This window comes from Mesorhizobium sp. B2-6-1 (assembly GCF_006440475.1).
Lineage (GTDB): Bacteria > Pseudomonadota > Alphaproteobacteria > Rhizobiales > Rhizobiaceae > Mesorhizobium.
Genome location: NZ_VFUH01000002.1, coordinates 188,868 through 201,397, shown reverse-complemented (window position 1 = coordinate 201,397; position 12,530 = coordinate 188,868). Strand labels below are relative to the sequence as shown.

At 63.0% G+C, this 12,530-nt stretch carries 13 protein-coding genes and 1 pseudogene; 8 read left to right on the top strand and 6 right to left on the bottom strand.

Translation table 11 applies throughout. From position 1 onward, the window contains the following. Position 1 precedes the first annotated feature (1 nt). The 7 genes and pseudogenes from FJ443_RS05645 (at position 2) to rnhA (ending at position 4,892) form a co-directional block, all read left to right on the top strand. On the top strand, positions 2-880 hold the full coding sequence (locus FJ443_RS05645) for a cytochrome c oxidase subunit 3 (RefSeq protein ID WP_140494964.1): 879 nt from the start codon (positions 2-4) through the stop codon (positions 878-880). A gap of 76 nt (positions 881-956) precedes the next feature. Further along, positions 957-1,153, top strand: a pseudogene (locus FJ443_RS31560) (hypothetical protein); the annotation flags it as partial. A gap of 4 nt (positions 1,154-1,157) precedes the next feature. Next, positions 1,158-1,544, top strand: a complete 387-nt coding sequence (locus FJ443_RS05635) for a DUF983 domain-containing protein (protein ID WP_140494962.1) — start codon at positions 1,158-1,160, stop codon at positions 1,542-1,544. Further along, a complete protein-coding gene (locus FJ443_RS05630; RefSeq protein WP_181165148.1) occupies positions 1,541-2,296 on the top strand; it encodes an SURF1 family protein in 756 nt (251 codons plus the stop codon). The genes FJ443_RS05635 and FJ443_RS05630 overlap by 4 nt, the downstream gene beginning before the upstream one ends. 87 nt (positions 2,297-2,383) lie before the next feature. Further along, positions 2,384-3,394 (top strand): 4-hydroxy-3-methylbut-2-enyl diphosphate reductase, encoded by a 1,011-nt coding sequence (ispH, locus tag FJ443_RS05625; RefSeq protein WP_140655760.1) that lies wholly within the window; start codon positions 2,384-2,386, stop codon positions 3,392-3,394. 5 nt (positions 3,395-3,399) lie between these two features. Then, complete coding sequence (locus FJ443_RS05620) at positions 3,400-4,362, top strand: homoserine kinase (protein ID WP_140559382.1); 963 nt, start codon at positions 3,400-3,402, stop codon at positions 4,360-4,362. Further along, positions 4,359-4,892 carry a ribonuclease HI gene (gene rnhA, locus FJ443_RS05615; protein WP_140494956.1) on the top strand — a complete coding sequence of 178 codons (534 nt, stop codon included), beginning with the start codon at positions 4,359-4,361 and terminating at the stop codon, positions 4,890-4,892. The genes FJ443_RS05620 and rnhA overlap by 4 nt, the downstream gene beginning before the upstream one ends. Positions 4,893-5,063: 171 nt before the next feature. Here rnhA and FJ443_RS05610 read toward each other — a convergent pair whose 3' ends face one another. The 3 genes from FJ443_RS05610 to FJ443_RS05600 all read right to left on the bottom strand — a co-directional run bounded on the left by FJ443_RS05610 (position 5,064) and on the right by FJ443_RS05600 (position 6,919). Continuing rightward, a complete protein-coding gene (locus FJ443_RS05610; RefSeq protein WP_140663052.1) occupies positions 5,064-5,543 on the bottom strand; it encodes a DUF2938 domain-containing protein in 480 nt (159 codons plus the stop codon). 2 nt (positions 5,544-5,545) lie between these two features. After that, complete coding sequence (locus FJ443_RS05605; RefSeq protein ID WP_140514835.1) at positions 5,546-6,028, bottom strand: peroxiredoxin; 483 nt, start codon at positions 6,026-6,028, stop codon at positions 5,546-5,548. Positions 6,029-6,112: 84 nt separating this feature from the next. Next, positions 6,113-6,919, bottom strand: coding sequence for a protein-disulfide reductase DsbD domain-containing protein (locus FJ443_RS05600; RefSeq protein ID WP_140514836.1), 807 nt, complete (start codon positions 6,917-6,919; stop codon positions 6,113-6,115). Positions 6,920-7,088: 169 nt separating this feature from the next. Between FJ443_RS05600 and FJ443_RS05595 the strand changes: the two genes are divergently transcribed. Then, positions 7,089-7,697, top strand: coding sequence for a YqgE/AlgH family protein (locus FJ443_RS05595; protein ID WP_140494949.1), 609 nt, complete (start codon positions 7,089-7,091; stop codon positions 7,695-7,697). A 22-nt stretch (positions 7,698-7,719) separates the two neighbouring features. Here the strand turns inward: FJ443_RS05595 and FJ443_RS05590 are convergent, their stop codons facing one another. From FJ443_RS05590 to FJ443_RS05580, 3 genes are read right to left on the bottom strand one after another with little or no spacing between them, the layout of a single operon-like run. Then, complete coding sequence (locus tag FJ443_RS05590; RefSeq protein WP_140655766.1) at positions 7,720-10,608, bottom strand: EAL domain-containing protein; 2,889 nt, start codon at positions 10,606-10,608, stop codon at positions 7,720-7,722. A gap of 3 nt (positions 10,609-10,611) precedes the next feature. Then, positions 10,612-11,208 carry a GNAT family protein gene (locus FJ443_RS05585; protein WP_140663050.1) on the bottom strand — a complete coding sequence of 199 codons (597 nt, stop codon included), beginning with the start codon at positions 11,206-11,208 and terminating at the stop codon, positions 10,612-10,614. 15 nt (positions 11,209-11,223) lie between these two features. Then, entirely contained in the window at positions 11,224-12,516 is a 1,293-nt protein-coding gene (locus tag FJ443_RS05580; RefSeq protein ID WP_140494943.1) for a pitrilysin family protein, read from the bottom strand. Positions 12,517-12,530 lie beyond the last annotated feature (14 nt).

Below are 12,530 nucleotides of genomic sequence, written 5' to 3'. Positions count from 1 at the left end.
TATGGCAGACGCGCACGCAAAACATCACGACTATCATCTCGTCGACCCGAGCCCGTGGCCTTTCCTGGGATCGATAGGGGCGCTCGTCACCGCCTTTGGCGGCGTTTGCCTCATGGAATACCTGAAGGGCGGCTCGTTCCCGATCTTCGGCTTCAACATCGCCAATCCGTGGCTGTTCTTCATCGGCCTCGCGATCGTCCTCTACACCATGTTCGCCTGGTGGTCGGACACGATCAAGGAAGCGCATGAGGGCCATCACACGCGGGTCGTGTCGTTGCATCTGCGCTATGGCATGATCATGTTCATCGCCTCCGAGGTGATGTTCTTCGTCGCTTGGTTCTGGGCCTATTTCGATGCCAGCCTGTTTCCGAGCGAAGCCCACCAATATGCCCGCACCGCGTTCACCGGCGGTGTCTGGCCGCCGAAGGGCATGGAGGTTCTCGATCCTTTCCACCTGCCGCTCTATAACACCGTGATCCTGCTGTTGTCGGGCACCACGGTCACCTGGGCGCACCACTCCCTTATCCACGGCGATCGCAAGGGGCTGATCAACGGGCTGGTGCTGACCGTCGGCCTCGGCATGCTGTTCACCATGGTGCAGGCCTACGAGTACATGCATGCTCCGTTCGCCTTCAAAGATTCCATCTACGGCGCCACCTTCTTCATGGCGACCGGCTTCCACGGCTTCCATGTCATCATCGGCACCATCTTCTTGGCCGTCTGCCTGATCCGGGCCATGAAGGGCGATTTCACGCCCAAGCAGCATTTCGGTTTCGAGGCTGCCGCATGGTACTGGCATTTCGTCGACGTGGTCTGGCTGTTCCTGTTCGCCTCGATCTATGTCTGGGGATCGGTCGGCGCGGTAATCGAAGCCCATTGATACCGGTCTGATGACTTTGAAGGGGCGGCTGCGGCAACGTGGCCGCCCTTCTTCTTTTCGGTGCAATGCGATCCGGGCGGTTGCGAGGGCGCGCAGTGTCGATGCCGGCGGCATGATCATGATCCACGGCCAGCCGAACGGATTCGGCGGCTGCTTCAATTGGTCGGCTGGACCGACGGCGGCATTGCCGTTACGGACTCCGGCATGGACGAAGTCTGGGCAGTGGTGGTCGATGGAACACCCATCGGAACACCCATCAGGATTGAGCGGTAAAGCAATGAGCGACGACAAGGCGATCTGGCCTCCGATCGACCCTATTTCGGCGGGCTTGCATGGACGCTGCCCGCGCTGCGGCGAGGGGCGGCTGTTTTCCGGCTTTCTCACCGTAGGCAAACGCTGCACCAATTGCGGCCTTGATTATTCCTATGCCGATGCCGGCGACGGGCCCGCGGTTTTCGTCATCCTGATCATCGGCTTCATCATCGTCGGCCTGGCGCTCTGGGTCGAAGTGACGCTGAGCCCGCCGCTCTGGCTGCATCTGCTGGTCTGGATCCCGCTGGCGCTGGTGCTGTGCCTGACGGCGCTCCGGCTGATCAAGGGGGTGCTGCTTACGCTACAGTACCGCAACAAGGCGGCCGAGGGCCGGCTGGATCGCGGCGAATGACCGACATGTCCGCCAAAGACGGCGGTCGTTCGCGGCCAGGATCGGTATTGCTGCTCGGCATTGGCGTCGTCCTGCTCCTGATCCTGCTGGCGCTCGGCACTTGGCAAGTCCAGCGCCTGCACTGGAAGGAAGGTCTTCTCCAGACCATCGACCAGCGCACCCACTCGCGGCCGCTCCCGCTGGCCGAGGTGGAGAAACAATTCGCCTCGACTGGGGACGTCGACTACACGCCGGTGACGGTGACCGGCACGTTCCTGCATTCCGGCGAGCGGCATTTCTACGCGACATGGGAAGGCGAAGCCGGCTTCAACGTCTACACGCCGCTGGCCCTCGACGATGGCCGCTTCGTCCTGATCAATCGCGGTTTCGTGCCATACGATCTGAAGGATGCCGCCAAGCGCGCCAAGGGACAGGTCGCGGGCAAGGTCACGGTCACCGGCCTCGCTCGCAATCCGCTGCCGGCAAAGCCGTCGATGATGCTTCCCGACAACGACGTGGCGAAGAACATCTTTTACTGGAAGGACCGTGACGTGATGGCGGCGAGCGCTGGCTTGCCGGCGAGCGCCAAGCTGGTGCCAATCTTCATCGACGCCGACAAGACGCCGAATCCGGGCGGTTTGCCCATCGGCGGTGTCACCATCATCGACCTGCCGAACAGCCATCTGCAATATGCTATGACCTGGTATGGGCTTGCCGCGGCACTTGCCGCCGTTCTCATCCTGCGGCTTCGCAGGCCAGCGAAAGAGGAATGAGCGCGACCGACCCGCTTGAAGGGCCATCGCCCTTGACAGGACGGGGGTAGGCACCTCATTTCGGCTCTGATCAAACGGCCCGGATTCATGCTTCAGACCACGACAAAGCCTTCTCTGACGATCCGCCTCTGCCAGCCGCGCGGTTTTTGCGCCGGCGTCGACCGTGCTATCCAGATCGTCGTGCTGGCGCTGAAGAAATATGGCGCGCCGGTCTATGTCCGCCACGAGATCGTGCACAACCGCTATGTCGTCGAGGGTCTGCAAAGCCTTGGCGCCGTCTTCATCGAGGAACTTTCCGAGATCCCGGCCGAACATCGGCAGTCGCCCGTCGTCTTTTCCGCGCATGGCGTGCCGAAGTCGGTACCGGCGGATGCCCAGGCGCGCAATTTGTTCTATCTCGACGCCACCTGTCCGCTGGTCTCCAAGGTCCACAAGCAGGCGATGCGCCACCAGCGGCTCGGCCGCCACGTGCTCCTGATCGGCCATGCCGGACACCCCGAGGTCATCGGCACGATGGGACAATTGCCGGAGGGCGCGGTAACGCTGATCGAGACCGAAGCCGATGCCGCGAGGCTTGCGCCGGCGGACCCGAAGGCGCTCGGCTTCGTCACCCAGACCACGCTATCGGTCGAGGACACGGCCGGCATCATCCGCGCGCTGCAGGACCGCTTTCCCGACCTGCAGGCGCCGGCGGCGGAATCGATCTGCTATGCCACCACGAACCGTCAGGAAGCGGTCAAGGATACCGCCGCGGGCGCCGATCTCTACCTGATCGTCGGCGCGCCCAATTCCTCCAATTCGCGGCGTCTTGTCGAAGTGGCTGAGCGTGCCGGCGCCACCATGTCGCTTCTCGTGCAGCGCGCCGCCGAGATTCCGTGGGACGACATCGGAGACATCTCGACGCTCGGTCTGTCGGCGGGGGCATCCGCCCCGGAGATCATCGTCGACGAGATCATCGATGCATTCCGCCAGCGCTTCGATGTCACGATCGACCTGGCCATCACGGCCACCGAAACGGAGGATTTTCCCGTCATGCGGGTACTGCGCGATGTCGAACTGACGGCGGCCGACATGGCTTTCGTCAACGGGGCGCCGTAAGGCACATGGCGGTCTACACCGACGTTGCGGAAGGCGAACTCGGCGCATTCCTGAAGCACTACCCAGTCGGCGATCTCCTCTCCTACAAGGGGATCGCGGAGGGCACCGAGAACTCGAATTTTTTGCTGCACACCTCCAGCGGCTCCTACATCCTGACGCTCTATGAAAGACGGGTCGAAAAGGCGGATCTGCCGTTTTTCCTCGGGTTGATGGGCCATCTCGCCAAAAAGGGCGTGTCCTGCCCGCTGCCGGTAACCGCGCATGACGGCAGCGTCATCGGCACGCTGGCGGGCCGGCCGGCCGTCATCATCACTTTCCTCGAGGGTCTCTCGCTCCGGCGGCCGACATCGATCCATTGCGCCGAGGTCGGCAAGGCGCTGGCCTCCCTGCATCTGGCCGGTGCCGACTTTCCGATGACCCGCCCCAATGCGCTCGCCATCGACGGCTGGCGCAAGCTCTGGTCGGCAGCTCGCGACCGTGCCGATGAGGTCGAGCCGGGCCTTGCGGCCGAAGTCGACGTCGACTTCGCCGACTTCGAGCGGAATTGGCCGAAGGGTCTCCCGGAAGGCATCATCCATGCCGATCTTTTCCCGGACAATGTGTTCTTTCTCGGCGAGAAGCTCTCCGGCTTGATTGATTTTTATTTCGCTTGCAACGACCTCTACGCCTATGACGTCGCCACATGCCTGAACGCCTGGTGCTTCGAGAAGGATTTTTCCTTCAATCTCACCAAGGGCAAGGCGTTGCTTGCCGGCTACCAGGATGTGCGGCCTCTGAGTAATCAGGAAAAGGCAGCACTTCCGATGCTGGCACGGGGCTCGGCGCTGCGTTTCATGCTGACCCGGCTGTATGACTGGCTGACCGTTCCCGATGGCGGGCTGGTGATGAAACGCGATCCGACCGAATACATCAGGAGAATGCGGTTTCATCGGACGATCAAATCTGCTTCGGAATATGGGCTGGCATGAGCAAACACGTTGAGATCTTCACCGATGGCGCCTGTTCGGGCAATCCCGGCCCGGGCGGCTGGGGCGCGATCCTGCGCTTCAACGGCGCCACCAAGGAACTATCGGGTGGCGAGGCCGAGACGACCAACAACCGCATGGAATTGCTTGCCGCCATCTCGGCGCTGAATGCGCTCAAGGAGCCTTGCACCGTCGATCTTCACACCGACAGCAAATATGTCATGGACGGCATTTCAAAGTGGATCCATGGCTGGAAGAAGAACGGCTGGAAGACCGCCGACAAGAAGCCCGTCAAGAACGGCGAACTCTGGCAGGCGCTGGATGAAGCCAATCGGCGTCACAAGGTCACCTGGATCTGGGTCAAGGGCCATGCCGGCCATACCGAGAACGAACGCGCCGACGAACTCGCTCGTGAGGGCATGGCGCCGTTCAAGAAGGGCCCGGTCAGGCTTGTTTCTACCCCACCCAAGCCGGTCTCGCAGTCCAAACAGCCGGCGGTGGCAAAGGCGCGGCGTTCGACCCAAAGCTATTGAATTCCGGGGCGGCACCATCCCAGGCTGGGATCTCTGTCATGCCGGGCCTGCACTATGTGACGCATCCCCAGGTTCAGGTGGACGCCAAGATTCCGGTGCCGGAATGGGACGACGCGCGCCGAATTGTCCACGGGTGGCGGCCGATCGGCAGGCCGGCACAGCCGCAGATCCTCAGCGGATCAGCAGCGCCGTACCGTAGAGTCCGAAAGCGAACACGGTGTGTGACACCAGGTTCAGCGCCCGTACCTTCATCGGGTTGGGCCGCTTCGACGCTGCCCAGCCCGCGCCCATGCCGGGCGCCAGCAGGAACCAGCCGGCGCCGACTGTGACCATGCCAAGGATGAAAGCCGGCAGGAAAATCGGCGCGACAAGCCAGCCCGCTCCGGCCACCACGACAAGGATGATGCCGTAGACGATGCCGACAACATAGTGAAAGGCCCAGCCCAAAGCCGATTCGTGTACATAGGGCGTCGCATCGCCAATATCGTCGTGAAACACTTTTTCCCGTAAATGCCAGACCCAGCGGCCAACGGGGGCCCAGTTCGGCCGTGCTTGACCGAACATCTTGTAGAGAAGAAAGGCCCAGATATCCATCAACAGCGTGGCGCCGATGCCGATCGCCACGCTACGCCAGACGATGTCGAACGTCATGGTCAGAGCAGTTCGAGGATCTTGGCGGCGCCGGATTCATCGACGCCGGGCTTGGTCTCGACATTGAGGGCGGTGACCTTGCCGTCATCGACGATCATTGAAAACCGCTTCGACCGAAGACCCATGCCTCCGCCGGAGAAGTCGGCGTCGAGGCCGATCGCCTTGGCGAAGTCGCCATTGCCGTCGGCGAGGAACAGGATCTTGCCTTCACCGCCGGTGAAGCGTGCCCAGGCGCCCATGACATGGACGTCGTTGACCGAAACCACGGCGACCGTATCGACACCGCGCGCCAGGATGGCGTCGCGGTTCTCCAGGTAGCCGGGCAAATGATTGTTGCTGCAGGTCGGCGTGAAGGCGCCCGGCACAGCAAACAGCACGACCTTCTTTCCCGCAAAAATCTCGGCCGTCGTGATCGGCTTGGGACCGTCGGCAGTCATCGTCTTGAACGTCGTATCGGGCAGTCTGTCGCCAGCGGAAATGGTCATGAGTTCCTCGCTTGGGAGAATGGGGAAGGACGTAGCCTTGGGTAGCGAACTATGCGGTTTCCCGCAACCATCGCGGGGGCTGGATCAAGGGAAAGGCAAGAGCCCTTCGACCGCGCCTGCCGAACTCGTCAGCGTATAGTGAAGTCCGCCATCCGTGGGTGTCGTCGATGGCCGGTCGAGGATCGGCACGGTGAAGACCAGCTTGCCGTCCTTCTGGCTACGGGCCGGCGAACCGAACATGTAGTCGCGGTCTCCTGCGACGAAGAAGTCCGCCGCTTCCGGATCGCCGGGAAAGCTCGCCTCCACAACCAGCGTTTCATGGTCGCCCGGCAGCACGTTGATGCCGAAGTCGGATCTTGCCGGCGCGGGCAAGGCGGCGAAGCTCGCCTTGACCAGCTCCGCGTCCTCGGCATTGTCCGGGTCGGAGCCGGGGTCGACGGTCAGCCGCGTCTGCACAGGGATGCATATCGTCTCGCAAATGCCGAGGAAAATGTCGGCGTCGATGACGGACGGATCCTTCGCGGCCGACAGCGTGAACGTCACCGGCAGCGAGACCGGATAGTCGTAGCCCGCCCATTTGCCGTAGCCGTCGTCATGACGCTTCGGCGCCGGGAAGGAGAGGCTGGCATCGGAAATGTTGGTGCTGGCGGAGATATCGAGTTGCGGCGGCACACCCGCGTCGCCCGGGTCGCGCCAATAAGTCTTCCAGCCAGGCTTGAGCGCTATGTCGAGAACGCCCCGGATGCGGCCGGCATCGTCGGGCTTGCCGCTCGTCACCAGCCGTACCTTGCCGCCTTCGCTGTTGTACCAGGCGGACGAAGAGGCCGCGGCTGGGAGTGTGATTGCCGATCCGATAACGGCGCCGAGCAACAGGATTTTCAAGCTTTGCATGGTGATGATTTGATCGTCCGTTCATGGCCGTGCAATGATTTCATGGTCTTGCCGGTATCATATTTGCGTGACCTTTGCCGCAGGTAATGATCGGCCGGCGGCACGGGCTTGGTCGAAAACCGGCGCGGTACATCTTTTCGGCGCCCGGGAAACGCGTTACCCTCTGATTATGGACTTGTTGCGCCACAAGAAGACAGCCGCCGGCAGCGGCTTTCTCGACGATCAGTTCCTCATTGCCATGCCCGGCATGAAGGACGACCGTTTCACGCGCTCGGTCATCTACATCTGCGCCCACAGCGATGAGGGCGCGATGGGCCTGATCATCAACCAGACGCAGCAGATGCTGTTTCCGGACCTTTTGGTGCAACTTGGCATCATGAACGAGCACGAGGCGATCCGGTTGCCCGCCCGTACCCGTGATTTCGTCGTTCGCAATGGTGGGCCCGTCGACCGCAGCCGCGGCTTCGTGCTGCATACGGGCGATTACCGGGTGGAGTCTTCGCTGACCGTTTCCGACGATGTCTGCCTGACCGCGACCGTCGACATATTGCGCGCCATATCGTCGGGCCGGGGACCCCGTCACGCGCTGATGGCGCTGGGCTATTCGGGTTGGGGCGCCGGCCAGTTGGAAACCGAGATAGCCGAAAACGGCTGGCTGACCTGTCCGGCCACTCCGGAGCTTCTGTTCGATACCGACATCGAGCGCAAATACGACCGGATTCTCGCCTCGATCGGCATCGACCTCGCGCATTTGAGTGTAGCGGCCGGCCACGCCTGAGCTCCAGCGGCGTGAAAGCCAACTACGCCTGCGTCAGCGGATACTGTTCCTTCAGCGTCTTCAGCACCTGATCCCCGGGCATCGGGGCGCCGAACATGAAGCTCTGCACATATTCGCAGCCCATCTGGCGCAGCTCCAGCGCGTCGCGCTCGTCCGAAATGCCTTCGGCGACCACCGACAGGCCGAGCTCATGCGCCATGCTGACCATGGATTTGAGCAGCACGGCGCGTTTGGGCGTGCTGTCGTCCACGAAACTCTTGTCGATCTTGATCGTGTCGAAGGGAAAGCGCGTCAGATAGGCGAGCGAAGAATAGCCGGTACCGAAATCGTCCAGCGACAGGCCGATGCCGAGCTGCTTCAGCTTGGTCAGCACATGGGCAGTCTGCTCGGGATTGTCCATAACCAGCGATTCCGTGAGCTCGAGCCGGAAGCAGCGCGGCTTCAGATTGGCCCGCGCAATCACGGAGCGGACGTCGCTGACCAGGTCGCGGCGGATGAGCTGGCGGCTGGAAAGGTTGACCGAAACCGACAGCGGCGCGTCGCCGATCTGCTTTTGCCATGCCGCCAGATCCTCGGCGGCCTGCTGCATGGCGAACAGCCCAAGCTGTACGATCAGCCCGCAGCTTTCGGCGACCGGAATGAAATCCGCCGGCGGGATCATGCCGCGGCGCGGATGGTCCCAGCGCAGCAATGCCTCGAAGCCGGCGACGCTGCCATCTTCCAGCCGAACGATCGGCTGGTAGGCAAGCGTGAATTCGCGCCGTTCGATGGCACGGCGCAGGTCGGATTCGAACTGCAGCCGATCGGTGCCGACGGTGCGGAAGGCCGGGCGGAACGGTTCGATCCTGTCGCCGCCGAAGCGCTTGGCCTGATGCATGGCAAGCTCGGCGTCCTTGACCATGTCCTCGGCCGAGGTCTGCGCCGAGGTCCAGGTGATCAGCCCGATCGAGGCGGTCAGCACGATCTCGCGCTTGGCAAAGGTGATCGGGGCGTTGATGGCATGCTTGATGGCGTCCGCCACCGCCGCGATGCGGGCCGGGTCCTGCTCGGAAAGCAGCATCAAGGCGAACTGGTCGCCGGCGAAGCGTGACAGCGAGTCCTTCGGCTTCAAGAGCCGGTGCAGGCGTCGCGCGATGGTGAGCAGGATGGTGTCGCCGGCCGAGATGCCGAGCCCGTCATTGACCTGCTTGAAGCGGTCGATGTCGATGACGAAGACGGTCGGGCGCACCTTCTCTTCGGTCCGTGCGATCGAGATGATCGCCTCGAGCCGGTTCATGAACAATTCGCGATTGGGCAGGCCGGTGAGGTTGTCGTGCACCGCGTCGTGCAGCAGCCTCTCCTCGGATTTTTTCTGCTCGGTGACGTCAACCATGGTGCCGACACAGCGGATGACCTCACCGTCCGATCCGATAACCGGGCGCGCGCGCAGCGCAAACCAGTGATAGTGGCCGTCGGCGCCGCGCAACCGGAAGTTCTGCGCCACCTTGCCGCGACGGTGCTCGAGCACCACGTCGAGCGTGGTGCGGAACGTGTCGCGGTCATCGACATGCAGCACCGGCAGCCAGTTGCGGGCTGCACCCCCCAGGCTGTTGGGGGCGAGGCCGAGCTGGATGCTGACGTCGGGCTTGGTGACGACGCGGTCGCGCAGCACGTCCCAGTCCCACACCGTGTCGCCCGAGCCGGCCACCGCCAGCGCCTGCCGCTCGAGGTCGGAGAACAGACCCTGGTGCAGCGCGCCGCCGGCAAAGGCATGCTGCATGACGGTGAAGCCGATCAGCAGGATGATGAGGATCAGACCGCCGCCAAGCGCCGGCTGGGCGATGTCGTTGTCGAGCATGCCGGTTATCGCCATCCACGATCCGCATAGCCACAACAGCACCATCACCCAACTGGGCACCAGCATGATGGCACGGTCATAGCCGCGTATGCCGAGGAAGATGATCAGGCCGAGCCCGGTCAGCGCGGTGGCGGCGAAGGACAGCCTGGCGATGCCCGCGGCGACCGCCGGGTCGACGATGGCGACGCCGGCGATCAAGAGCAGCCCGAGGATCCAGACCAGCGCCCCATAGCTGAAATGGCCGTGCCATCGGTTGAGGTTGAGATAGGCGAACAGGAACACCACGAAGGTCGCCGCCAGGGCCACCTCCGTTCCCGCCCGCCACATCTGCTCGTTGCCGGGCGATATCTCGATGATCTTGTTGAGGAAGCCGAAATCGACGCAGATATAGGCAAGCACGGCCCAGGCGAGTGCTGCGGTCGCAGGGAACATGGAGGTTCCCTTGACCACGAACAGGATGGTCAGGAACAGCGCGAGAAGCCCGGCGATGCCGATGACGATGCCGCGGAACAGCGTGTAGGAATTGACTGAGTCCTTGTAGGATTCCGGGTCCCAGAGATAGACCTGCGGCAGCTTGGGCGAGGCGAGTTCGGCGATGAAGGTGATCACCGTCCCCGGGTTCAGCGTCACCCGGAAGACGTCGGCGTCCGGGCTGCTCTGGCGGTCGAGCGCAAAGCCTTCGCTGGGCGTGATGGCGGCGATACGGGTCGAGCCGAGATCCGGCCAGAAGATGCCGGAATTGACCAGTCGGAAATGCGGCGCCACGATCAGCCGGTCGAGCTGCTGGTCGGTGGTATTGGCAAGCGCGAACACGGCCCAGTCGCCGGTGGAACGGGCGTCATTGGCCTCGACCTCGATGCGTCGCACGATGCCGTCGGGTCCGGGCGCGGTTGAAACCTGGAAGTTTTCGCCCTGGTTCCGGTAAATTTCCACGGCGCCGGACAGATCGAGCGCGACATCGTCGCGAGCGATCTTGATCGGTTCGACGGCAAAGGCCGAGGACGCCGCGTACAGCGTCAGGATCGTCGCGAGGACAAAGGCGAACAGCGGCCCGTTGCGCAGGAATTTCGTCAAAAATCAGTCCTTCGTTCCAGCGCCTGGCGGATCGTCCGCGATCCGGGCGTAGAGGTAATGGTCCTGCCAGATGCCATTGATCCTGAGGTAGGATCGCAGAAGTCCTTCGCGCCGGAATCCGGCTTTTTCAAGCACACGGATCGACCTGATATTGTCGGGAATACAGGCCGCTTCGATCCGGTGCAACCTCAGCGTATCGAAGGCGAAGCGGGTCACGACCTTGACGGCGTCGGTCATCAGGCCACGGCCGCCGAAGCGCTCGCCGATCCAGTAGCCGACATGCCCGCTCTGCGAGACCCCGTGGCGTATGTTGCCGAGCGTAATTCCGCCAGCCAACCTGCCGCTCGACTTCTCGAATATGAAGAAGGCGATCGCGGTTCCCTGCGCATAGTCCTCGCGGTAGCGGCTGATGCGCAGCCGCCATGCCGCCCGGTCAAGCTCGTCCGGCGCCCAGCGCGGCTCCCATGGTTCGAGGAATGCCCGGCTCTCGCCGCGCACAGTCCACCACTCCCGGTAGTCATTGGTGAACGGCACGCGCAGCGTCACGCGGTCGCCCTTCAGTGCCGGCAGGTCGCGGCGAAAGAAAGGGAGCGCGAACACGGCGCTTGTGCGGGCTTAGACGGCGAGCTTGCGGGCCGTGGTGGGCGTGCCCGGAAGCGAATCGAGGATCGCTTCGTATGGCGCCAGCGTACCCACAGGCCCTACAGCGGTAAGCGTCGGTTTGGTCGAGAACAGCCGTGACGACAGGTCGGTCAAACGATCGACCGTCAGCGCCGACAGCCGCTCCATCAGTTCCTCCTTGGCGATCGGCCGGCCGAACAAGAGCAGCTGTCGCGCGATCTGCGAGGCGCGGCTGGCCGGGCTTTCCGCCGACATGATCAGACCTGCGCGGTATTGCGCGCGCGCCCGGTCGAGCTCTTCCTGCAGGATGTTCTCGCCGGCCTTCTGCAATTCCTCGATGATGACGGGCACCAGTTCGGCGATGTCGCTCTGCCCGGTCGCGGCATGGACGCCGAATATGCCGGTATCGGAAAAGCCCCAGTGGAAGGCATAGACCGAATAGCACAGGCCACGCTTTTCGCGGACTTCCTGGAACAGCCTGGACGACATGCCGCCGCCGAGGATCATCGACAGCACCTGCGAGGCGTAGAAATCGCGCACATGGTAGGCGCGGCCTTCGAAGCCCAGCACGATCTGCGCGTCCATCAGGTCGCGGTCCTCGCGGAAATCGCCGCCGACATATTGCGCATATTGCGGGATGGTGTTGTCGGCCTTGGTGCGGAAGCCGCCGAGCTGCTTTTCCACTTCGCGCACGAAATTGTCGTGCTTGATGTCGCCGGCGGCCACGATCACCATGCGTTCGGCGCCATACTGGCGCTCGATGAAATCGTGCAATTGCTTCGAGGTAAAGGATTTGACGGTTTCCGGCGTGCCCAGAATCGAGCGGCCGATGGTCTGGTGGCGAAAGGCCGTCTCGGTGAACCGGTCGAACACGATGTCATCGGGCGTGTCGTGCGCGGCGCCGATTTCCTGCAGGATCACGTGCTGCTCGCGTTCGAGCTCCTGCGGATCGAATTCCGATTCCTGCAGGATGTCGGCAAGAATGTCGACGGCCAGCGGCACGTCGTCGGAGAGCACCCTGGCATAGTAGGATGTGGTCTCGACGCTGGTGGCGGCGTTGATCTCGCCGCCCACGTCCTCGATCTCCGATGCGATCTCGAAGGCTGTTCGCCGCTTTGTGCCCTTGAACGCCATGTGCTCGAGCAGATGGGCCATGCCATGCTCTTCGTCACGTTCATTGCGGGCACCCGACTTGACCCAGGCACCCAGGGCAACCGATTCGATGCTTGGAAGGGTTTCGGTGGCGACTGTCAGGCCGTTCGACAGACGGCTTACCTCAACACCCATATGGTTCGTACTCC

What these genes read in the sequence shown, in the direction of transcription:
- FJ443_RS05645 (WP_140494964.1), top strand. Translation starts at nt 2, where the DNA reads ATGGCAGACGCGCACGCAAAACATCACGACTATCATCTCGTCGACCCG.
- FJ443_RS05635 (WP_140494962.1), top strand. Translation starts at nt 1,158, where the DNA reads ATGAGCGACGACAAGGCGATCTGGCCTCCGATCGACCCTATTTCGGCG.
- FJ443_RS05630 (WP_181165148.1), top strand. Translation starts at nt 1,541, where the DNA reads ATGACCGACATGTCCGCCAAAGACGGCGGTCGTTCGCGGCCAGGATCG.
- ispH (WP_140655760.1), top strand. Translation starts at nt 2,384, where the DNA reads ATGCTTCAGACCACGACAAAGCCTTCTCTGACGATCCGCCTCTGCCAG.
- FJ443_RS05620 (WP_140559382.1), top strand. Translation starts at nt 3,400, where the DNA reads ATGGCGGTCTACACCGACGTTGCGGAAGGCGAACTCGGCGCATTCCTG.
- rnhA (WP_140494956.1), top strand. Translation starts at nt 4,359, where the DNA reads ATGAGCAAACACGTTGAGATCTTCACCGATGGCGCCTGTTCGGGCAAT.
- FJ443_RS05610 (WP_140663052.1), bottom strand. Translation starts at nt 5,543, where the DNA reads ATGACGTTCGACATCGTCTGGCGTAGCGTGGCGATCGGCATCGGCGCC.
- FJ443_RS05605 (WP_140514835.1), bottom strand. Translation starts at nt 6,028, where the DNA reads ATGACCATTTCCGCTGGCGACAGACTGCCCGATACGACGTTCAAGACG.
- FJ443_RS05600 (WP_140514836.1), bottom strand. Translation starts at nt 6,919, where the DNA reads ATGCAAAGCTTGAAAATCCTGTTGCTCGGCGCCGTTATCGGATCGGCA.
- FJ443_RS05595 (WP_140494949.1), top strand. Translation starts at nt 7,089, where the DNA reads ATGGACTTGTTGCGCCACAAGAAGACAGCCGCCGGCAGCGGCTTTCTC.
- FJ443_RS05580 (WP_140494943.1), bottom strand. Translation starts at nt 12,516, where the DNA reads ATGGGTGTTGAGGTAAGCCGTCTGTCGAACGGCCTGACAGTCGCCACC.